Origin of the sequence: Kluyvera sichuanensis, assembly GCF_014218705.1 — a bacterium.
Classification (GTDB): Bacteria; Pseudomonadota; Gammaproteobacteria; order Enterobacterales; family Enterobacteriaceae; genus Kluyvera; species Kluyvera sichuanensis.
Window position 1 is genome coordinate 64,012 of sequence record NZ_JABBJF010000003.1, and the last position, 21,989, is coordinate 86,000.

The following is a 21,989-nucleotide window of genomic DNA, read 5'->3' on the forward strand; positions in this document are numbered from 1 at the left end:
ACCATGACCTTAAAAGAATTACTCGTAGGCTTCGGCACCCAGGTACGCAGTATCTGGATGATCGGCCTGCATGCGTTCGCCAAACGCGAAACGCAGATGTACCCGGAAGAGCCGGTCTACCTGCCGCCGCGCTATCGTGGCCGTATCGTGCTGACGCGCGACCCGGACGGCGAAGAGCGCTGCGTTGCCTGTAACCTGTGCGCGGTAGCCTGCCCGGTTGGCTGTATCTCTCTGCAGAAAGCAGAGACCAAAGATGGCCGCTGGTATCCGGAGTTTTTCCGCATTAACTTCTCACGCTGCATCTTCTGCGGCCTGTGTGAAGAAGCGTGCCCGACCACGGCGATTCAGTTGACCCCGGACTTCGAACTGGGCGAATACAAGCGTCAGGATCTGGTGTACGAAAAAGAGGATCTGCTGATTTCCGGTCCGGGCAAATACCCGGAATATAACTTCTACCGGATGGCGGGTATGGCAATCGACGGCAAAGATAAGGGCGAAGCAGAGAACGAAGCTAAGCCTATCGACGTCAAGAGCCTGTTACCGTAAGGAGAGGGGCAATGGAATTCGCTTTTTATATCTGTGGCCTGATTGCTGTCCTCGCGACCCTGCGAGTGATTACGCACACTAACCCGGTACACGCGCTGCTGTATCTGATTGTCTCGCTGCTGGCTATTGCCGGGGTGTTCTTCTCGCTGGGCGCTTACTTCGCCGGTGCGCTGGAGATCATCGTCTATGCGGGCGCCATCATGGTGCTGTTCGTCTTCGTGGTGATGATGCTGAACCTGGGCGGCGCTGAAATCGCCCAGGAACGTCAGTGGCTGAAGCCGCAAATCTGGATTGGCCCGGCGGTTCTGTCCGCCGTGCTGCTGGCGGTGATGGTGTACGCCATCATGGGCCTGAACGACCAGGGTATTGACGGTAACGCTATCAGCGCCAAAGAAGTCGGTATTGCCCTGTTCGGGCCGTACGTACTGGCGGTTGAACTGGCATCGATGCTGCTGCTGGCAGGCCTGGTTGTGGCCTTCCATATCGGTCGTGAAGACCGCATGGGCGAAGTGCTGAGCAACCGCGCTGGCGATAGCGCGAAAAGGAAAACGGAGGAACACGCATGATTCCTTTACAACATGGGCTGATCCTCGCGGCGATTTTATTCGTGCTGGGTTTAACCGGTCTGGTTATCCGCCGCAACCTGCTGTTTATGCTGATTGGGCTGGAAATTATGATTAACGCCGCCGCGCTGGCCTTCGTGGTTGCCGGCAGCTACTGGGGCCAGACCGACGGTCAGGTGATGTATATCCTCGCCATTACCCTCGCGGCTGCGGAAGCGAGTATTGGCCTGGCGCTGCTGCTGCAGCTCCATCGTCGCCGCCAGAACCTGAACATCGATTCAGTAAGTGAGTTGCGCGGATGAACATGCTTGCCTTAACCATTATTCTGCCATTCATTGGCTTCGTTCTGCTGGCCTTCTCCCGCGGACGCTGGTCGGAGAATCTCTCCGCCACCGTTGGCGTCGGGTCGATTGGCCTCGCGGCGCTGGTCACGGCGTATGCTGGCATGGATTTCTTCGCCAACGGCAAGCAGGCTTTCAGCCTGCCGCTGTGGACGTGGATGTCCGTCGGCGACTTCAACATCGGCTTTAACCTGGTGCTGGATGGCCTATCCCTGACCATGCTCTCCGTGGTGACCGGCGTCGGCTTCCTGATCCACATGTTCGCCTCCTGGTATATGCGTGGGGAAGAGGGTTACTCTCGCTTCTTCGCCTACACCAACCTGTTTATCGCCAGCATGGTCGTTCTGGTGCTGGCCGATAACCTGCTGCTGATGTACCTCGGCTGGGAAGGCGTGGGCTTGTGCTCCTATCTGCTGATCGGTTTCTACTACACCGATCCGAAGAACGGCGCGGCGGCCATGAAAGCCTTCGTGGTGACCCGTGTCGGTGACGTATTCCTGGCGTTCGCGCTGTTCATTCTCTACAACGAGCTGGGCACGCTGAACTTCCGCGAAATGGTTGAACTGGCACCGGCGCACTTCGCCGCGGGCAACAACATGCTGATGTGGGCAACCCTGATGCTGCTGGGCGGTGCGGTGGGTAAATCCGCGCAGCTGCCGTTGCAGACCTGGCTTGCGGATGCGATGGCTGGCCCAACCCCAGTTTCTGCGCTGATCCACGCGGCGACCATGGTGACCGCCGGTGTTTACCTGATTGCCCGTACCCACGGCCTGTTCCTGCTGACGCCGGAAGTGCTGCATCTGGTCGGTATTATTGGGGCGGTAACGCTGGTGCTGGCAGGCTTTGCCGCGCTGGTACAGACCGATATCAAACGTGTACTCGCTTACTCCACCATGAGCCAGATTGGCTACATGTTCCTGGCGCTTGGCGTACAGGCATGGGATGCGGCGATTTTCCACCTGATGACCCACGCGTTCTTCAAAGCGCTGCTGTTCCTTGCGTCCGGCTCGGTCATTCTGGCCTGCCATCACGAACAGAACATCTTCAAGATGGGTGGCCTGCGTAAGTCGATTCCGCTGGTGTATGCCTGCTTCCTGGTCGGTGGTGCCGCGCTCTCCGCGCTGCCGCTGATTACCGCAGGCTTCTTCAGTAAGGACGAAATCCTTGCCGGTGCGATGGCGAACGGTCATATCAACCTGATGGTAGCGGGTCTGGTCGGTGCATTCATGACCTCGCTCTACACCTTCCGTATGATCTTCATCGTCTTCCACGGCAAAGAGCAGATTCACGCCCACGCAGGGAAGGGGATTACTCACCACCTGCCGCTGATCGTGCTGATGGTGCTGTCGACCTTTATCGGCGCGCTGATTGTGCCACCGCTGCACGGCGTACTGCCGGCAACGACCGAACTGGAACACGGCCGCGTGCTGACGCTGGAAATCACCTCGGGTGTCGTGGCGATTGCCGGGATCCTGATTGCCGCATGGCTGTGGCTGGGCAAACGCACGCTGGTGACCTCCATCGCCAACAGCGCACCTGGCCGCCTGCTGGGGACCTGGTGGTATAACGCCTGGGGCTTCGACTGGCTGTACGACAAGGTGTTCGTGAAGCCGTTCCTTGGCATCGCCTGGCTGCTGAAGCGCGACCCGCTCAATGCCTTGATGAACATTCCGGCTATCCTCTCCCGCTTCGCAGGCAAAGGCCTGGTACTGAGCGAGAACGGGTATCTGCGCTGGTATGTTGCGTCAATGAGCATCGGTGCCGTGGTGGTGCTGGCGTTGTTGATGGTATTGCGTTAATTCGTTGGGGAGGAGTTTCCTCCCCATGAAAATGTCGTGCTGTTTTCCTGTTCTGGCAGGCTTGTCGCCTCCGGATAGATTAATAAGGAAATGAATTGCCATGTTATTACCCTGGCTAATACTGATTCCCTTTATCGGCGGTTTCCTCTGCTGGCAGACCGAACGCTTTGGCGTGAAGATGCCGCGCTGGATCGCGCTGATCACCATGGGACTGACGCTGGCGCTTGGCCTGCAGCTGTGGCTGCAGGGCGGCTACTCACTCACCCAATCCACCGGTCTGCCGCAGTGGCAGTCTGAATTCATCCTGCCGTGGATCCCACGCTTTGGGATAACGATTCACCTCGCGCTCGACGGCCTGTCGCTGCTGATGGTGGTGTTGACCGGTCTGCTGGGTGTGCTGGCGGTGCTCTGTTCCTGGAATGAAATCCAGAAATACCAGGGCTTCTTCCACCTCAACCTGATGTGGATCCTGGGCGGCGTTATCGGCGTGTTCCTGGCCATCGACATGTTCCTGTTCTTCTTCTTCTGGGAGATGATGCTGGTGCCGATGTACTTCCTGATCGCGCTGTGGGGCCATAAAGCCTCCGACGGTAAAACGCGTATCACGGCGGCCACCAAGTTCTTCATCTATACCCAGGCGAGCGGTCTGGTGATGCTGATTGCCATCCTGGCGCTGGTGTTCGTTCACCACGATGCGACCGGCGTATGGACCTTCAACTATCAGGACCTGCTGAAGACGCCAATGTCCCACGGCGTGGAATACCTGCTGATGCTGGGCTTCTTCATCGCCTTCGCGGTGAAAATGCCGGTGGTTCCGCTGCACGGCTGGCTGCCAGACGCACACTCACAGGCACCAACCGCCGGTTCTGTTGACCTTGCGGGTATCTTGCTGAAAACCGCGGCCTACGGTCTGCTGCGCTTCGCGCTGCCGCTGTTCCCGAACGCTTCCGCAGAATTCGCGCCTATCGCCATGTGGCTGGGTGTGATTGGTATCTTCTACGGCGCATGGATGGCGTTCACGCAGTACGACATCAAACGTCTGATTGCCTACACCTCCGTTTCCCACATGGGCTTCGTGCTGATTGCTATCTACACCGGCAGCCAACTGGCTTACCAGGGCGCGGTTATCCAGATGATTGCGCACGGTCTGTCCGCAGCCGGTCTGTTCATTCTGTGTGGTCAGCTTTACGAACGTCTGCATACCCGCGACATGCGTCAGATGGGCGGTCTGTGGAGCAAAATTAAATGGCTGCCTGCGCTGTCACTGTTCTTCGCGGTCTGTACGCTGGGGATGCCGGGTACCGGTAACTTCGTCGGCGAATTCATGATCCTGTTCGGCAGCTACCATGTGGTTCCGACGATTACGGTGATTTCGACCTTCGGTCTGGTGTTCGCTTCCGTTTACTCGCTGGCGATGCTGCACCGTGCGTACTTTGGCAAAGCGAAGAGTGAAATCGCGGCAAAAGAACTGCCAGGGATGTCGCTGCGCGAGCTGTTTATCGTCCTGTTGCTGGTCGTGCTTCTGGTTCTGCTGGGCTTCTACCCGCAGCCGATTCTGGACACGTCACATTCTGCGATGAGTAACATCCAGCAGTGGTTTGTTAATTCTGTTTCAACTACAAGGCCGTAATTCGCCATGACAATAACTCCACAACAACTGATCGCGCTATTACCGCTGCTGATCGTCGGCTTGACGGTGGTGGTTGTGATGCTCTCCATTGCGTGGCGACGCAATCACTTCCTGAATGCCACGCTGTCAGTGCTTGGGCTTAACGCCGCGCTGGTCTCGCTCTGGTTTGTTGGTCAGGCGGGGGCGATGGACGTCACGCCGCTGATGCGCGTTGATGCCTACGCCATGTTCTACACTGGCCTGGTGCTGCTGGCGAGCCTTGCGACCTGTACCTTTGCTTACCCGTGGCTTGAGGGCTATACCGACAACAAGGAAGAGTTCTACCTGCTGGTGCTGATTGCTGCCCTCGGCGGCATTCTGCTGGCGAACGCCAACCACCTGGCGGCGCTGTTCCTCGGTATTGAGCTGATTTCTCTGCCGCTGTTTGGCCTGATTGGTTACGCGTTCCGCCAGAAACGTTCTCTGGAAGCGAGCATCAAGTACACCATTCTGTCCGCCGCCGCATCGTCATTCCTGCTGTTCGGTATGGCGCTGCTGTACGCGCAGTCCGGCAACCTGTCTTTCGTCGCGCTCGGTAAGAGCCTCGGCGATAACATGCTGCACGAACCGCTGCTGCTGGCAGGCCTGGGGATGATGATTGTTGGCCTCGGCTTCAAGCTCTCTCTGGTGCCGTTCCACCTGTGGACGCCGGACGTTTATCAGGGTGCCCCTGCGCCGGTATCAACCTTCCTGGCCACCGCCAGCAAGATTGCTATCTTTGGCGTGGTGATGCGTCTGTTCCTGTACGCGCCGGTAGGCGACAGCGAAGCGGTACGCGTGGTGCTGGGCCTTATCGCCTTCGCCTCCATCATCTTCGGTAACCTGATGGCGCTGAGCCAGACCAACATCAAGCGTCTGCTCGGTTACTCCTCCATCTCTCACCTCGGCTACCTGCTGGTGGCGCTGATTGCGCTGCATAGCGGTGAGATGTCGATGGAAACCGTTGGCGTGTACCTGGCAGGTTACCTGTTCAGCAGCCTCGGCGCGTTTGGCGTTGTCAGCCTGATGTCCAGCCCGTACCGCGGCCCGGATGCAGAGTCTCTGTACGCCTACCGTGGTCTGTTCTGGCACCGTCCGATTCTGGCGGCGGTGATGACCGTGATGATGCTGTCTCTGGCCGGTATCCCAATGACCCTCGGCTTTATCGGCAAGTTCTACGTGCTGGCCGTCGGCGTCCAGGCACACCTGTGGTGGCTGGTTGGCGCGGTGGTTGTCGGTTCCGCGATTGGTCTCTACTACTACCTGCGTGTGGCGGTGAGCCTGTACCTGAGCGCGCCGGAAAAACCAAACCGCGATGCGCCGTCTAACTGGCAGTACAGCGCAGGCGGTATTGTGGTTCTGATCTCCGCGCTGCTGGTACTGGTGCTGGGTATCTATCCACAGCCGCTGATTAGCATTGTGCGCCTGGCGATGCCGATGATGTAATCCATCGTCACCGATGTGAAAAAACCCCGCGACGCGGGGTTTTTTATTGCCGGATATCTAGTCGCACCACACCGGTTCGTTTTCACGAATGCTGCGGATGCTAGCGTGGATCTCTTCCGGCACGATACGCGTCAGGGAGAGCGGCGGCAGATTGTTCGGGTCAACGTAGGCGATATCCAGCGATTCATGGCTGATGGCAAGCTCGCCGCCCAGCGTTTCGCAGAGGAAAATCAGCTTATAGACATGCCAGGGATAGGGCGGATGCCCGTGCTGGTTGCGGTCCCAGACGCCGAGAAGGCGGCTCACCTTCACCTCAAGCCCGGTCTCTTCACGCACTTCACGCTCGACCGCTTGCGCAGGGCTATCGCCAATATCGGCCCAACCTCCCGGCAGGCTCCAGCCTTTATCGTCAGATTCCTGAACCATCAGCAGCTTGCCTTCATGCAGAATGATGGCGCGCACGTCGGTTTTTGGCGTGGCGTAGCCGGTGTCTACCTTATGCAGATTTTTCAGCGTGGCTTCCGGCAGGTCAAAGCGCGCGGTTAGCATTCGTTCGGCGATGCCCATCAGCTCTTCATAACGCTCCCGGTCATAAGCGTCTTTGGTGTACGTGAGTCCGGTCTGCGCCAGCGCTTGTAAACGTTGGGCAATGCGTGCAAGTTCATTATCGTTGAGTACTTCTGACATGCTTCCTCCCGTTGTGTCTTCCGGTCAATGGGCCGGAAAACGGTCTTTGTAGGTTACCAGGCGCGGTCACTTGTCCGTTAGGGAGAATGAACATGCCGCCTGGTAAATCCGGCTAAACGCTTCTATAGTCGAGACTGTTTCCCCGCAACAGGACTCACTAATGCGATTTAACGGATTGACCAAAGGCTTCTTTATTTTCATTCTCGCGCTCGTGACCTGGGCATTCTTCGATGTACTGTCGCCGTATTTCTCCGCCATTCTGTGGGCCGCGATACTCACCGTCGTCTTTAACCCGGTGAAAAACAAACTGCGCAGCGTACTGGGCGATCGTAACGGATTGGCCTCGCTGCTGACTATCGGCATTATCTGTCTGATCGTTTTTATTCCATTGATGGTGATCCTCTCCTCGCTGGCGCTTGAGCTAAACGTGGTGTACACCAAGCTGCAGGAGAACAACACCCGTTTTCCGCAGGTGATAGCCAGCCTCTTCTCGCATCTGCCGCATTGGGCGCGCGGGTTCCTGATAGAACACAATCTCGATAACGTCGCACAGATCCAGAAAAAACTCTCTGACGTCGCACTGGCGGGTGGGCAGTACCTTGCTGGCAGCGCCTTCCTGATTGGTAAAGGGACGTTTGGCTTTGCCATCAGCTTCGGCATCATGCTCTATCTGCTGTTCTTCCTGCTGAAAGACGGGCCGTTTCTGGTGCGCCAGATCCTCGACTCCTTACCGCTGACGGATATCGTTAAGCAGCACCTGTTTGCCAAGTTTGTCGGCGTCACGCGGGCGACGGTCAAAGGCACGGCGGTGGTCGCGGTGGTGCAGGGGACGCTCGGCGGCATAGCCTTTGCTATTGTCGGCATCGACGGCAGCGTGCTCTGGGGCGCGCTGATGGCGTTTCTCTCGCTGGTGCCAGCCGTAGGGTCGGCGATTATCTGGGTACCGGCGGCAATCTTCCTCTTCGCCACCCAGCAGGTGTGGCAGGGGCTATTTATCGTCGGCTTCTTCGTGATTATTGTCGGGCTGGTGGACAATATTCTGCGCCCGCTGCTGGTGGGCAAAGATACCAAAATGCCTGACTACCTGATTCTTATCACCACCATTGGCGGTATGGAAATTTACGGTATCAACGGCTTTGTGATTGGCCCGCTGATTGCCGCGCTGTTCCTCGCCTGCTGGAACCTCTTCTCCGGGCGAGATCACGCCGGGAACGTCGAGGGGCTGGACGAAGAGTTTATCGAAGAGGGCAAAAGCCCGCCCGAGGCATGACGATCACGAAATAGCAAAAGGCGGCCTGAGGTCGCCTTTTTATTGTCACGAGAAATCAGGCGTTTCCTATAATTTCAATCATGCTTCTTGTTTTCAGGTAGTAGAAGGAACCGACAGGTGAGAATTGCCACAATAACCAACTGGGCCTACGGTGCGACGGTATGTCTGACGATTGTCTCCGGTATCGTCATGCTGATGGCCTCCAGTGCGGATAACGCCGAGCGGCAGGCGGTACAGCAGCGTCTGATGTTCGACCAACTGACGGATGAGGTCGACGGCGATGCCTGGTCGCTCTCTGACCTGGCGCGCCTGTATGTAGTGAATAAAGACCCGGCGGTGTTGAGCGAATATCAGCAACGAGAGAAGCAGCAGGTTGAGATTGAACAGCGGCTGCTAAAGCTCAAAGACGCCGGAGCGACAGGAGAAGAGCTGGCGCTGCTGCATGAAGGGCTGGAGATTGTTGATGGGCTTCAGGATGAGCAGCAAACGGCGCTCGCCAACCTCGCACACGATCAGGCTCCGCTGGCCGTATCGCTGCTGTATGGCAAAGTCTATGAGCAGGAGCTTGACCGGGCGCAGGAGCGCATGGACCATTTCCGCCAGATGCTCGATAGCCGGGCGCTGCGTGCGGTTCAGGAGGCGACCCGCGACTCTCGTATGCTGCGCACGCTGTCGGAGGTGATGGTCGGGCTGACGGCGCTGCTGTTTTTATTCGTCCTCGGCTTTATTTTAAAACGCCGCGTGCTGCGCCCGGTCGTGCGGTTGAGCGACGTGGTGCATCGCCTGGCTTCTCAGGACTACGCCGTGGAAACGCCGAGCTTTAACCAGATTGATGAAATTGGCGATATGGCGCAGGCGATCCGCATTTTCCGCGAGAACGGGCTGGTGCGGCAACAGCTTGAACGGCAGCGCGATGCCGACTGGGCGATACGCGAACTGCTGGCGCGCATGACCCAGCGTCTGCAGGGCTGCGAGTGTTTTGATGATGTGGTTAACGTCGCCGAGCTTTTTGCCCCGAACATTGCGCCGGGCGTGGCGGGGCGACTCTATATCCTCGACCGCGACCCGTGGCAGATGCGCTGTGTGGCCTCCTGGCTTTCCCCGGAGGGCGAGCCGACGCCGTTCCACCCGGATGAGTGCTGGGCGGTGCGCCGCGGGCAGAGCCACCCGCCGGTACACGGTGAACCGGATATCGGCTGCTACCATCTGCCGGAGTCGTGTCTCGACCATACGCTGTGCGTCCCGCTGATTGCTCAGGGCGAGGCCATCGGCCTGCTCTCATTCCAGAATCTCAACGACCAGACTGCACCTTCCCGCGCCTACCTTGAACTGATGGCGGAAGCGCTGGGCCTGGCGTTAGCCAACCAGCGCCTGCGTGACGCGCTGCTGGAAAAAGCGCTCTACGACCCGCTCACTGGTCTACGTAACCGCCACCATCTGGACGATATCCTGAATACCCAGATGAGCCAGGCGATTCGCAACGAAGAGCCGATGAGCTGTCTGATGATTGACATCGATCACTTCAAAAACATCAACGATCGCTTCGGCCACGAGGCGGGCGACGGCGTGATTAAAAGCGTCGCCTCCACTATTCAGCGCGTGGTGAACGACCGCGGTATGGCTTTCCGTTACGGCGGCGAAGAGTTTCTGGTGCTGCTGTACGACGTGGATGATGAGGCCGCCAACCGCATCGCCAGTGAGATTTTCGACGGCGTGCGCGAACTGGTGCTGCGCTTTAGCGGTGCGGAGATTGGTCATGTGGATGTCTCCATCGGCGTGGCAAGCTACCCGCAGCACGCCCAGAGCGACAGCCTGCTGCGTGCGGCGGACGTGGCCTTGTATCGGGCGAAAGAGCTAGGGCGTTCGCGGATAGTGAGCTTTGGGGCGCTGGCAGGGTAGGGCAGGTGTGCGTGGTTTTATAATAAAATGACGGCGGTATTTTTCAGGAATACCGCCTTATTTCTATTATATTTTATTGCTGGTGTTTGGTTATTAATAATAGAAATATAATATCATGGAGTTCATTTCAAAATAATTCATCCGCAATGTTAATTATTTATATAATTAAAGTAACATGTCGTGAAGATTGGATGTTTTTAGTTCTCATAGACGAGTATTTACATATCATGATATAATACGGAGGAAAAACGTGCAGATTATTAATCTGGCGTTAACGTAAATAAATATTTGAGGGGACTCTTCCAGTGGGACGTAAATGGGCCAATATCGTTGCTAAAAAAACGGCTAAAGACGGTGCAACGTCAAACGTATATGCAAAGTTCGGTGTAGAAATCTATGCCGCTGCTAAACAAGGCGAGCCAGATCCAGAATCAAACTCCGCGTTAAAATTCGTTATTGAACGTGCTAAACAAGCACAGGTTCCAAAGCACGTTATTGATAAAGCTATTGATAAAGCCAAAGGCGGCGGAGACGAAACCTTCGTAGCAGGGCGTTATGAAGGCTTTGGGCCAAGCGGTTCTATGCTTATCGCTGAAACGCTGACCTCTAATGTTAACCGCACGATTGCTAATGTCCGCAACATTTTCAATAAAAAAGGCGGGAACATCGGCGCAACGGGTGCGGTCAGCTATATGTTTGACAACACCGGTGTGATTGTATTTAAGGGAACAGACCCTGATAGTATTTTTGAAATTCTGCTTGAAGCTGAAGTGGAAGTTCGTGATGTGACTGAAGAAGAAGGCAACATTATTGTTTATACTGAAGCCACCGACCTTCATAAAGGTATTGCCGCGCTGAAAGCGTCTGGTATTACTGAATTCGCGACCACAGAATTAGAAATGATTGCGCAGTCAGAAATTGAACTGTCACCAGAAGATTTAGCCATCTTTGAAGGGCTTGTTGATGCTCTTGAAGATGATGACGATGTGCAGAAAGTCTATCACAACGTTGCTAACCTCTAATTATAGATTACAGAAATCTGCCGTTATGGCAGATTTTTAAATTTATAAAGACGTTATAAATATATCCAGCCTGATATATTTTTTGCCAAAGGCAGCGCTAAAAGATAGCTAACAGCGGTTTAAATACCGCTGTAATTAGCACTAAATGAAAGAACTTCCCACCTCGCCGTTGACCTATCAGTAGCATCTACTTTCAAGGGCCAACCCGCGAAGATTTGAAGGGTTAGGGCTACAGTTAATCTATCGTCCCTTTTCTAAGCCACTCACATCATGACCCTTTCTCTCGGTACTTACTTTCGCGCGCGTCTGCGCTTACTGATGGCTATTCTGGCCGGGCTAATCTGTTTCTTTACTCTTCCTCCCGCGCTGGGTTATTTGCAGCGGTTGCTGATTAGCTGGAACGTACTGGCGTGGCTGTATCTGTTCTTTATGTGGTTTCTGATGCTGCGTACCGATGTGCGGGACATTCCGCGCATTGCCAGAATGCAGGATGAAAGCGCGGGGCTGGTGCTGGGCATGGTGATTGTTGGTTGTCTGGTCAGCATCCTGGCGATTCTGGTTGAGCTGACGTCGCTTAAGCATCTTTCCGGCACGCCGCGGGTACTGCATCTGTTGCTCACCGGCGCCACGCTGGCGGTATCCTGGGCCTTGCTTCCCACCTCATTTGCCATGCATTACGCTCACCACCATTATCTGCACCGTAGCGAAGAGGTCACGCCGATGATCTTCCCCGAAAAACCGGGGGAACCGGGCTACTGGGATTTCCTCTATTACTCCTTCACCATCGCCGTCGCGTCACAAACCGCTGATGTGGCGACGGGGACTACCGATATGCGACAAATCACGCTGCTCCATTCGGTTATCTCTTTTGTATTCAATCTGGCGATTCTGGGCCTGTCGGTGAACGTCGGGGCGGGGCTGCTGAGCTAAATGCAGCATAATTTCGGACAAACCATTCCTTAGTACCCTAAATCCGCACAAAAACTTAACAAAAATGTGACAATGACAATATACATATAACTTATTATCTTTTATAAATTAGCGGGTGTACTCTGCGCTTTACCTACAAATGAGAAACGTATATGGAACAGACACCTGCTAAAAAAACTGAACATATTCAGTCTGATAACAAAGAGCAATTCACAAGATCTATTGGCCTGGTCTCAAATTTCGCGTTGGGTTTTACCTATCTTTCGCCGCTGACCGCCGTCTACTCGCTGTTTGCCCTGGCGGTGACGCTGGCGGGGCCACCAGCGGTATGGTGGATTCTGATCGTCGCCTGCGGGCAGCTGCTGGTGGCGCTGGTTTTTGGTGAAGTCTCTTCGCAATACCCGATTACCGGGGGGTTATACCCTTGGGCCAGACGCCTGTGGGGGAAAAAATACGCCTGGATTGCTGCCTGGATCTACCTCTGGGCGCTGGTCGTGACCGTTACCTCCATTGCGGAATACACCGCGACCTTCGTTGAGTCGCTGTTCAAGTACGGACAAACGCCGATGACGATGTTGATAACCTCAGCGGTACTGCTGCTGATGATGATGGCTATCAATATGTCGGGCACTAAAAACCTGGCGCGCGTCGCCCGTATCGGCTTCTGGTGCGAGATTGTCAGCGTGATTGCGCTGGGGATCTACTTACTGATTTTCCATCGCACTCAGCCGTTCTCGGTTATCTTCGACTCGATGGGCGTGATGGCGCATGATGGCAGCTACACCACCGCCTTTATGTCCGCCGCGCTGATGGGCCTGTTTATGTTCTTTGGCTTCGAAGCCTGCGGCAACGTGGCGGAAGAGGTGCAAAACCCAGGCAAGAAGATCCCGGTCGCCATGATTTTAAGTATCGTCTTCGGCGCTATCTCCGCCATTATCTCGGTACTGGGCTATCTGCTCTCCTCACCGAATCTGCTCAATATCGTGAACGGCAAGGTGGCGGATCCTATCCCGGCAATTTTGCATGAAGCGCTGGGCGAAACCGGTGCGACGGTATTTATCGTGATCGCGATTATTGCCATGCTCTCCTGCATTCTCTCTCTGCAGGCGGCGTTAAGCCGACTGATCTTCTCCTTCTCCCGCGACAAAATGTTACCGGGCAGCGAGTGGATGTCTAAAATCTCCAAAAACAGCGTGCCGGACAACGCGATGATCGTCAGCTGCCTGCTGCCGGTGATTGTCTGCGTCTGCGTCTACTTCCAGCCTGACAACCTGGCGCGTATTACCGCGTTTGCGGTGATCGGCATTTATATCTCCTTCCAGATGGTAGTGCTGGCCGCCATGCGTCAACGCCTGAACGGCTGGAAACCGGCCGGTGAGTGGACTATCGGTGGCTGGGGGACGCTGGTGAATGGACTGGCGCTGGCCTATGGCGTCGCGGCTATCTGGTTGCTGGCGCAGCCTGCGGAAGGGAGTACCTTCCTCGATCGCTGGACGGTGCTGATTGGACTGGCGATTGTGCTGGGAACCGGTCTGCTCTATATGGCGATTGCGCGACCGTTTGGTCGCTCCAGCGCGCCGGAAAATGATGCCATCGCCTATGCGGATGAGCTGAAAGCAAGAGAAAGTTATTAATACTCAAGGGCCTGCGGGCCCTTAATTGTCACATTGATACAGAATGAAGTAGTCGCTTTGATGAAGCACCGTAGCCGGGAGCGTGGTCAGCAGATTGCCCACCCGGAAACGGGGTTCAGTCGAAAAAATGATGCGTCTGTCGCGGTTAGTCAGCACCACTTTTGCGGGAGGGCGACAGGAAAGCAGCTCCTCTTCAATCTGGCCTACCAGCATATCGATAGCCGCCACGCCAAGAAATTGCCCATTGCTGTAAACCGGCACCGCAGAGGTGAGGGTGTACGCGGTATTACAGACGTAATCCACATAAGGGCCGTGAATACAGGCCTTACCCACCGACGGCGTGTGTTTAAACCACTCAAACGTTCTGAAATCCAGCCGCTGCTGGGTAGCCTGATCCAGGTCGAGATTGACCTGTTCCATCCCGTTGGCCTTTTTAAACCACCACTCCAGCAACCAGTATTCGCTGGCGGTTGGGCTGCTCTCAATATGGCTGGCAAAACCGGCCCCCGAGCAGTAGCGGTTATGCTGCAACGTGTGCTGGATATGCCCCTGAATGGTGGCCTTCACGGCAGGCTCTAATAACATCTCCGCCGACGCCTTTTGCCCGCTGGTGATGCTTTCACGTATGCGGTCAGCCAGCGCGACGGTGGACGCCACTGTTGAGGCGGTAATATCCTCAATTTTATCTATCAGGGTGGTAAACGATATGGGAGAGGTCATTTTGCGGTCAGCCTTCGCTCAGATTATATTTCATCTTTTGGTCGATCAGGTGGTAGATAAACGTATCAATAAGTCGGGTTGCAATCGCCATGGCGGCCAGTTCGTCGTGGTTCGCCAGCGCCTCCGTCAGCGTCTCGTACAGGGCCACAACCTGCGGGAAAATCTCATCGGAACGGTAGAGTACCGCCACCAGTGAGGCCCACTCAGCCTGCAGCTGTAGCTCCTGGTTTGCCAGCCTGGCGGAATGCGAGCTGGCGGCAAGCGCCAGCAGACAGCGCATATCAGACTGGGTTCTTTGCTCCGGCGTGTCGGCGTGTTTCAGCACGTCAACAAACCCTCGCAGCCGGTCAATATCCGCCGCGGTCACCCGGCGGGAAGCCAGCCTGGCACTATGGCTGATAATGGCGGAGTGCATCTCTCCTAAATCGGAAAGGTAATCCGTGCTGATGGTTTTGAATGGGTGCAGGCTGCTGTTTTTATCGCGCACGTTTTCGCACACGAAGCTGCCGCCATTTCTGCCACGCACGGTGTAGATCAATTCATTGGCCCGCAGCGTGTTAAGCGCCTCGCGGATCGTAATGTGCGAAACGCCCATCATTTTCGCTAAGTCGGTTTCATTGGGCAGCTGTTCATGAGGTTCCAGCAGCCCGGTAATGATCGCGTTGGAGAGGCGCTGAACTATTTGATCGGAGCGACTGGCCTGTCCAATAGGCGCAAAGATAACTGCATGAGTAATCATAAGCTTTTCTATTATTTATTCCCTGAAAGAGCACCCTTCTTAACATAAGCCTGCCGGGCAGGAAAGGAGAGAATCACGGCAGATAACCCCCGTTTTCGCGATCTCCTGGCCTGCTGGCACTGAGCCAACATAGCGTAATCCCGTCGGTGAGCAATCCCTCTTCGCTGAGATTTAGCTATTTTGTGATTCTAATGTAAGAAAATAGTTAAATTTGCGAAGCGTATCATATTGTTCGCTCAGCACGTTTGAATCCTGACGGTAACAAATATATTACATAAGTTTCTTTATGTTTTAAATGTCAGGAGTTGGTCATGAACACGCTGAAGCATTTTATTAACGGACAGTTTGTCTCGTCGTCGTCGGAAGAGGCGTTTGAGCTGGTGAGCCCGGTCGACGGCGAATGCTATGCCATGAGCCCGAACGGCGGCAAAGCGGAGGTCGATCAGGCTTACGCGGCGGCAAAAGCGGCTTTCACGGTATGGAAAAAATCGACCCCGGCGCAGCGTCAGAAGGCGCTGCTGAATCTTGCGGATGCGATTGAAAGTAACGCCGCGCGCCTGGCGGAAATTCAGAGCCAGGAGACCGGGCAGCTGCGGCACTTTATCGAGAAAGAGGAAATTGCCGCGTCCTGCGACGCCATTCGCTTTTTTGCCGGGGCCGCACGCTGCCTGGAAGGTAAAGCCAGCGGGGAGTACAGCGAAGGTTTTACCTCCACGATTCGCCGCGAACCGCTGGGGATCGTGGGGCAGGTGACCCCCTGGAACTACCCCTTCATGATGGCGGTATGGAAAATTGCTCCGGCGCTGGCAGCAGGTAACACGGTGGTGTTAAAGCCGAGCGACACGACCCCTATCAGCACCCTGATGCTGGCGGAACTTGCCGCGCCATTCTTCCCGGCAGGGGCGTTTAATGTGGTGCTGGGTAAGGCCGGTACCGGTTCGCTGGTGGTCTCCAACCCAACGGCCTCTCTGGTGTCGATCACCGGCTCCGTGCGTGCCGGTCTGCAGGTCGCCGCATCGGCGGCAGCCAACCTGACCAAAGCACATCTGGAGCTGGGCGGTAAAGCGCCGGTAGTGGTGTTTGCTGACGCCAATCTGGACAAAGCCGTCGATACCATCCTCACCGCCGGGTTCTTCAACGCCGGGCAGGACTGCACCGCCGCCACGCGCCTGCTGGTTGAGCAGTCGGTCTACGACGTCTTCCTGCAAAAACTGCTCGAGAAAGGCAAAGCCATCCGTTTTGGGCTGCCGGACGATAAGTCTGCGCTTTACGGCGCGCTGAACAGCAAAAATCAGCTGGAGCAGGTGAAAGGCTTTATTGAGCGCCTGCCGTCGCACGCCAGAATTGAGATGGGCGGCCATGCGGGGCCGGGGCCGGGCTTCTACTTCGAACCGACGCTGATCTCTGGTCTGCATCAGCAGGACGAAGCCATCCAGCATGAAGTCTTCGGCCCGGTGATGACCATTCAATCGTTTAACAGCGAAGAAGAAGCGCTGCATAAGGCCAATGACGTGGAGTATGGCCTGGCGGCCAGCGTCTGGACCAGTAACCACGGCCGCGCCCAGCGTTTCAGCATCGAGCTGGATTTCGGCACCGTATGGGTCAACAACCACATCCCGCTGTGTGCCGAAATGCCTCACGGCGGCTTCAAAAAGTCCGGCTATGGCAAAGATCTCTCCTCCTATTCACTCGACGAGTACACCAGAGTGAAACACATCATGTGCGATATCACTGAATAACAAGGATAAAAAATGAAAACCCTTAAAGTTGCCCTTTTTTCTGCCGTGCTGTTCTCCGGGCTGGCGCAGGCCCATAGCTCTTCTCTGGAGGTCGTGAAAGCCTATATGGCGGCATGGAATGCCCATGATGCCAGCAAGGCGGCGACCCTGCTCTCCAGCGACGTGGTCTATTACGACGCGGCGGCGGGTGAGCCGGTGAAGGGCCGGGATAACGCCGAAAAAGAGGTGATCGGTGCCTTTATTCACGCCGTTCCCGACCTGAAATGGACCATGACCGATAAGCCGGTTTACGACAAAGATACCGTTGCCTTCCGCTGGCAGTTTGTTGGTAAAAACAGCGGTGAGTGGGCAGGTAGCCCGGCTACCAACAACGCCATCAAATTTGAAGGCGTGAGCTATATCCGTGTGAAGGACGGAAAAATCACCTGGCAGGGGGATTATTACGATTCCAAAAAGCTGGATGAAGAGCTGAAACCTGAGAACAAATAATCGGCCACCCCCTTTGCAAAAAGGGGGGGCGTTTAACCTGGCATCCTGAACCGGGTGTCAGCCATAAAAGACAGGATTATCAATGGCAATCACCAGACGTGATTTTCTTAACGGTGTGGCAATTACCATCGCGGCCGGGCTGACGCCGCTGGAGTGGGCGCGGGCGGCAGGCAAAGAGAATGAGTTTATCCACGGGGAGGCTTACCCCCCAGCGCTCACCGGTCTGCGCGGCAACCACCCCGGTTCATTTGAGATGGCCCATGCCCTGGGCCGTGAGCATGAAAAGTTTGATTTCGGCACTCTGCCGTTTGAAGAAGAGTATGACCTGGTTATCGTCGGCGGCGGGATAAGCGGGCTGGCTGCGGCCTGCTTCTGGCGCGAGAAAATGGGGCCGGAAAGTAAAATCCTGATCCTCGATAACCACGACGATTTCGGCGGCCATGCCAAACGTAACGAATTTACTGTCGGCAATAAAACGCTCATCGGCTATGGCGGCAGCGAGGCGTTTCAGTCTCCCACCCACAACTTTAGCCCGGAAGTGAATGGCTTGATGCAGAAGTTGGGGGTGAGTATCACCCGCATGAAAGAGAGCTTTGACGTCAACTTCTACCCGGATCAGCAGCTCAGCCGCGGCGTCTTTTTTGATAAGAAAAACTTTGGTGAGACCAAAATCGTCAGCGGCGATCCGGGCCGGGCGGTCGCAGATGATATTCCGCCGGACAGGCTGAATGGCCGTAGCATGGAAGCGTTCATCAATGATTTTCCGCTGGTGGAGAGCGATAAAAAAGCGCTTCTCGACCTCTACGAACATCCACGGGACTATCTGCCGGGCATGAGCCAGGAAGAGAAAATCGCCTGGATGGATACCCATAGCTACAGTGAGTTTCTCAGCGATAAGGTAGGGCTCAGCAAGATGGCTCGCCTTTACTTCCAGCAGCGCTCCAACGATTTCTTCGCCATTGGCATTGAGGGCATTTCCGCCACCGACGCCCGCGCCTGCGCGCTGCCGGGGATGGAAGCGCTTGGTCTGCCGCCGCTGGATGGCGAAACGCTGGCCGACCTCGAAGAGCCGTATGTGTATCACTTCCCGGACGGCAACGCAGGTCTGGCACGCCTGATGGTGCGCCACCTTCTGCCTGACGCGCTGCCGGGCAGCACCATGGAAGACTCGGTCACTTCCCGCCTCGATTACAGCAAGCTTGATCTGGCCAAAAACAGCACCCGCCTGCGGTTGAGCAGCATTGTTATCAACGCTGCCAACGAGCAGGACGGGGTGAGTGTCACCTACATCAACGACGGCAAGCTCCATCGCGTTCGGGGACGCAACGCGGTGATGGCGGGTTACAACATGATGATCCCGTATCTGGTGCCCGAAATGCCTGAGGAGCAAAAGGCCGACATGCGGCTGAACGTCAAAGCGCCGCTGGTGTACACCAACGTGGCGGTGAAAAACTGGCAGGCGTTTAAAACCCTCGGCGTGCATGAGTTTTACTCACCGACGGCACCTTACAGCCGGGTAAAACTCGACTATCCGGTGAGCATGGGCGGGTACGAACACTCACACGGCCCGGATGAGCCGATCGTGCTGCATATGGTCTTTGTCCCTACCTACCCAGGCAGCAATATGAGCGCGCGGGAGCAGTTCCGCAAAGGCCGAGCCTGGCTGCTCGGCACCTCTTTTGAGGCGCATGAAAAAATGATCCGCGACCAGCTCCAGGAGATGTTTGGCGCGATCGGGTTCGACCATCAGCGGGATATCGCTGGGATCACCGTGAACCGCTGGGCGCATGGCTACGCCTACTATGCCTGCTCGTTGTTCGACGATATGGACAAAATCCCCGACATTATCTCCCGCGCGAGAAAGCCCGTTGGCCGCATCACCATCGCCAACTCCGATTCAGACTGGAGCGCTTACGCCCACGCGGCGATCGACCAGGCCTGGCGTGCCGTCAACGAACTCAAGGATATGGGGTAAGCGATGCGTATCGTAACCATGTTATTCACCGGCCTGCTTTCTGTTGGGGCCTCTGCGGCACCGATGATGGGGGAGTATATCGCCCGCGTTGCCGATTGCATGGCCTGCCACACGGCAGAAGGCGGTTCCCCTCTGGCGGGGGGCAAGAAATTTCCGACTCCCGTCGGTGATATTTATTCCACCAATATCACCCCGGATAAAACCCACGGCATCGGTAACTACAGCTATGCCGATTTTGAAAAGGCCGTGCGTCAGGGGATAGCCAAAGACGGCCATCCGCTCTATCCGGCTATGCCGTATCCCTCCTACGCCCGGATGAGCGATAGCGATATTCACGCCCTGTACGACTACTTTATGAAAGGCGTCGCGCCCTCAGAGAAAGCCAATCAGGAGAGTGACATCCCCTGGCTGCTCTCCGCCCGCTGGCCGCTGCATGTCTGGAACTGGTTGTTCCTGGACCCGCCGACGGGAGAACGTCGTCCGCTGTCGGATCCCGTGCTTCAGCGGGGCGCGTACCTGGTTGAAGGGGCCGGTCACTGCGGGGCGTGCCATACGCCGCGAGGCGTGGCGATGAACGAAAAAGCCTACAGCAACCAGGATGATACGTTCCTGAGCGGTGCCATGATTGACGGCTGGTATGCACCGTCGCTGCGAACGCTGTCGCTGCCGGAAAACGAGCTGACCTCGCTTATCGTCACCGGTAGGAGCAAGCATGCCGCTGTATCGGGCTCTATGGCGGAAGTGGTCAGTCAGAGCACCCAATATCTGACGCCTGACGATGCCACCGCCATTTCCCGTTACCTGTTAAGCCTCAATAACAATAAGCGCACGGCGACGCCTGCCAGCCATGTGACTACCGCTGCGTCTGCTTCTCCGGCAGCGGGGAAAACCCTGTATGGCCGCTACTGTTCCACCTGTCACGGCACCGAGGGGAAAGGCACCGATGACAACGTTCCTTCGCTGGTGAATAACCCTCTCGTCAGCGCCAAAGCGGCCACGCCGCTGCTGCGTGTGGTCACGCAAGGCGCGGAAACGCCGACGACCGTGGGCAACGTCTCGTTCAGAATGCCTGGCTATGGGGATGTGATGACCGACGAAGAGATGCGCGACGTGGTGAATTACGTTCGGCAAAGCTGGGGCAACGGCGCGGGCGAGGTCACGGCCGATGATGTGGCGAAGGTGAAAGCATCTCACCCTTAACCTGGCATAGGGGTCAGCAAAAAGGCAGAACATGGAAAACAGATTAGAAGCGGTAGGGCTGTGCTGTGAGCGGGACGATCGGCACTTATTTCGCGATCTCTCGTTTACCGTCGCGCCGGGAGAGTGGGTACAGATTGCGGGCGGCAACGGAGCGGGAAAAACCACGCTGCTGAGGATGTTAACGGGAATCATACGGCCCGACGGTGGAGAGGTGCGCTGGCAGGATAAATCCGTCAGCCGTCACCGCGAGGGCCTGCACGCTCATCTGCTCTGGATTGGTCATCAGCCGGGCATAAAAATGCGCCTGACGGCGCTACAGAATATCGCCTTTTTTCATCCCGATGCGTCGCCGTCAGAACGGTTGGCAGCGCTCGGGCTGGTGGGGCTCGCCGGCTACGAAGATGTACCGGTGGCGACGCTCTCTGCCGGGCAACAGCGCAATGTGGCGTTGGCGCGGCTCTGGCTGACCCACGCCGCGCTGTGGATCCTTGATGAACCCTTTACCGCCATTGACGCGCAGGGCGTCGCCAGGTTGACGCGCAGGATGGCGCAGCACGTTGCCGCGGGCGGGCAGATTGTGATGACCACGCATCAGCCGCTGGCCGACTCAACCCTGCCTGTCCGAAGGGTGGCGCTAACGGGGGGCGAGCCGGGATGATGTGGTCTCTTTTCTGCCTTGAACTGCGGGTCGCTTTTCGCTGCCGCGCCGAGCTTGCCAACCCGCTGTGGTTCTTTTTTATTATCCTCACGCTCTTTCCAATCGCTCTGGGTCAGGACAGCAAACAGCTGGCGCACATCGCCCCCGGTGCCATCTGGATAGCGGCGCTTCTCGCCTCTTTGCTGGCGCAAGACCGGCTGTTCCGCGATGACTACCAGGACGGCAGCCTCGAGCAGCTGATGCTGCTTCCCGTGCCGCTGCCCGCGGTGGTGCTGAGTAAAATCCTCGCTCACTGGTGCGTTACGGGCCTGCCGCTGCTGCTCTTCTCGCCGCTGGCGGCGTTATTGATGGCAATGGATTTTGCCCAGTGGGCGGTGATGGCGCTGACCTTGTTGCTCGGCACCCCGACCCTCAGCTTACTGGCCGCGCCTGGTTCGGGGCTGACGGTTGGGCTGCCCCGGGGCGGCGTCCTGCTCAGCCTGCTGGTGCTGCCCTTTACCTTGCCGCTGCTGATCTTTGCCACCGCCGCGATAAACGCCGCGACGGCGGGGCTGCCCGTTTCCGGTTATCTCGCCATTCTGGCGGCGATGCTGACCGGCAGCGCCATGTTCAGCCCCTTTGCCACCGCTGCGGCCCTGCGCGCCAGCCTGCAGGGGTAAGCCTCATGTTATTTCGAAGAAGAGT

General features: G+C 56.5%; 20 protein-coding genes. 17 read left to right on the forward strand and 3 right to left on the reverse strand.

The window, feature by feature from the left end; all coding sequences use genetic code 11:
• Positions 1–3 precede the first annotated feature (3 nt).
• The 6 genes from nuoI (at position 4) to nuoN (ending at position 6,343) form a co-directional block, all read left to right on the forward strand.
• The gene (gene nuoI, locus HII27_RS04680; protein ID WP_000172742.1) at positions 4–546 is read left to right on the forward strand and encodes an NADH-quinone oxidoreductase subunit NuoI; all 543 of its coding nucleotides are present in this window, start codon (positions 4–6) and stop codon (positions 544–546) included.
• Between the two features lie 11 nt (positions 547–557).
• The gene (gene nuoJ / locus HII27_RS04685) at positions 558–1,112 is read left to right on the forward strand and encodes an NADH-quinone oxidoreductase subunit J (RefSeq protein WP_185666813.1); all 555 of its coding nucleotides are present in this window, start codon (positions 558–560) and stop codon (positions 1,110–1,112) included.
• The gene (nuoK, locus tag HII27_RS04690) at positions 1,109–1,411 is read left to right on the forward strand and encodes an NADH-quinone oxidoreductase subunit NuoK (RefSeq protein WP_035892477.1); all 303 of its coding nucleotides are present in this window, start codon (positions 1,109–1,111) and stop codon (positions 1,409–1,411) included. Before nuoJ ends, nuoK begins: the two co-directional genes overlap by 4 nt.
• On the forward strand, positions 1,408–3,249 hold the full coding sequence (gene nuoL / locus HII27_RS04695; RefSeq protein WP_185666814.1) for an NADH-quinone oxidoreductase subunit L: 1,842 nt from the start codon (positions 1,408–1,410) through the stop codon (positions 3,247–3,249). The genes nuoK and nuoL overlap by 4 nt, the downstream gene beginning before the upstream one ends.
• Before the next feature lie 100 nt (positions 3,250–3,349).
• On the forward strand, positions 3,350–4,879 hold the full coding sequence (gene nuoM, locus HII27_RS04700) for an NADH-quinone oxidoreductase subunit M (protein ID WP_185666815.1): 1,530 nt from the start codon (positions 3,350–3,352) through the stop codon (positions 4,877–4,879).
• A 6-nt stretch (positions 4,880–4,885) separates the two neighbouring features.
• Positions 4,886–6,343, forward strand: coding sequence for an NADH-quinone oxidoreductase subunit NuoN (nuoN, locus tag HII27_RS04705; protein ID WP_185666816.1), 1,458 nt, complete (start codon positions 4,886–4,888; stop codon positions 6,341–6,343).
• Between the two features lie 57 nt (positions 6,344–6,400).
• Here nuoN and HII27_RS04710 read toward each other — a convergent pair whose 3' ends face one another.
• Positions 6,401–7,030, reverse strand: coding sequence for an NUDIX hydrolase (locus HII27_RS04710; RefSeq protein ID WP_185666817.1), 630 nt, complete (start codon positions 7,028–7,030; stop codon positions 6,401–6,403).
• A gap of 160 nt (positions 7,031–7,190) precedes the next feature.
• On the opposite strand from HII27_RS04710, the gene HII27_RS04715 reads away from it, so the two are divergent.
• From HII27_RS04715 to HII27_RS04735, 5 genes are all read left to right on the forward strand, one after another.
• Positions 7,191–8,300, forward strand: coding sequence for an AI-2E family transporter (locus tag HII27_RS04715; RefSeq protein ID WP_185666818.1), 1,110 nt, complete (start codon positions 7,191–7,193; stop codon positions 8,298–8,300).
• Between the two features lie 117 nt (positions 8,301–8,417).
• The gene (locus HII27_RS04720) at positions 8,418–10,199 is read left to right on the forward strand and encodes a diguanylate cyclase (RefSeq protein ID WP_185666819.1); all 1,782 of its coding nucleotides are present in this window, start codon (positions 8,418–8,420) and stop codon (positions 10,197–10,199) included.
• 305 nt (positions 10,200–10,504) lie between these two features.
• Positions 10,505–11,221: a YebC/PmpR family DNA-binding transcriptional regulator gene (locus tag HII27_RS04725; protein ID WP_185666820.1), complete on the forward strand. Its 717-nt coding sequence runs from the start codon at positions 10,505–10,507 to the stop codon at positions 11,219–11,221.
• Positions 11,222–11,491: 270 nt separating this feature from the next.
• Positions 11,492–12,151, forward strand: coding sequence for a DUF1345 domain-containing protein (locus tag HII27_RS04730; RefSeq protein ID WP_185666821.1), 660 nt, complete (start codon positions 11,492–11,494; stop codon positions 12,149–12,151).
• Between the two features lie 152 nt (positions 12,152–12,303).
• The gene (locus HII27_RS04735) at positions 12,304–13,785 is read left to right on the forward strand and encodes an APC family permease (protein ID WP_185666822.1); all 1,482 of its coding nucleotides are present in this window, start codon (positions 12,304–12,306) and stop codon (positions 13,783–13,785) included.
• Between the two features lie 21 nt (positions 13,786–13,806).
• Here the strand turns inward: HII27_RS04735 and HII27_RS04740 are convergent, their stop codons facing one another.
• Complete coding sequence (locus HII27_RS04740; protein WP_185666823.1) at positions 13,807–14,505, reverse strand: cache domain-containing protein; 699 nt, start codon at positions 14,503–14,505, stop codon at positions 13,807–13,809.
• A gap of 7 nt (positions 14,506–14,512) precedes the next feature.
• A complete protein-coding gene (locus HII27_RS04745; protein ID WP_185666824.1) occupies positions 14,513–15,244 on the reverse strand; it encodes a FadR/GntR family transcriptional regulator in 732 nt (243 codons plus the stop codon).
• A 311-nt stretch (positions 15,245–15,555) separates the two neighbouring features.
• Here HII27_RS04745 and HII27_RS04750 point away from each other — a divergent pair, with 311 nt between their 5' ends.
• The 6 genes from HII27_RS04750 (at position 15,556) to ccmB (ending at position 21,964) form a co-directional block, all read left to right on the forward strand.
• The gene (locus HII27_RS04750) at positions 15,556–16,983 is read left to right on the forward strand and encodes a gamma-aminobutyraldehyde dehydrogenase (RefSeq protein ID WP_185666825.1); all 1,428 of its coding nucleotides are present in this window, start codon (positions 15,556–15,558) and stop codon (positions 16,981–16,983) included.
• Positions 16,984–16,995: 12 nt separating this feature from the next.
• A complete protein-coding gene (locus tag HII27_RS04755) occupies positions 16,996–17,472 on the forward strand; it encodes an ester cyclase (protein ID WP_185666826.1) in 477 nt (158 codons plus the stop codon).
• Positions 17,473–17,554: 82 nt separating this feature from the next.
• On the forward strand, positions 17,555–19,447 hold the full coding sequence (locus HII27_RS04760) for an NAD(P)-binding protein (RefSeq protein WP_185666827.1): 1,893 nt from the start codon (positions 17,555–17,557) through the stop codon (positions 19,445–19,447).
• Positions 19,448–19,450: 3 nt separating this feature from the next.
• Positions 19,451–20,647 carry a cytochrome c gene (locus HII27_RS04765; protein ID WP_185666828.1) on the forward strand — a complete coding sequence of 399 codons (1,197 nt, stop codon included), beginning with the start codon at positions 19,451–19,453 and terminating at the stop codon, positions 20,645–20,647.
• 31 nt (positions 20,648–20,678) lie between these two features.
• Positions 20,679–21,305, forward strand: a complete 627-nt coding sequence (ccmA, locus tag HII27_RS04770; RefSeq protein ID WP_185666829.1) for a cytochrome c biogenesis heme-transporting ATPase CcmA — start codon at positions 20,679–20,681, stop codon at positions 21,303–21,305.
• Entirely contained in the window at positions 21,302–21,964 is a 663-nt protein-coding gene (ccmB, locus tag HII27_RS04775) for a heme exporter protein CcmB (protein WP_185666830.1), read from the forward strand. Before ccmA ends, ccmB begins: the two co-directional genes overlap by 4 nt.
• Positions 21,965–21,989 lie beyond the last annotated feature (25 nt).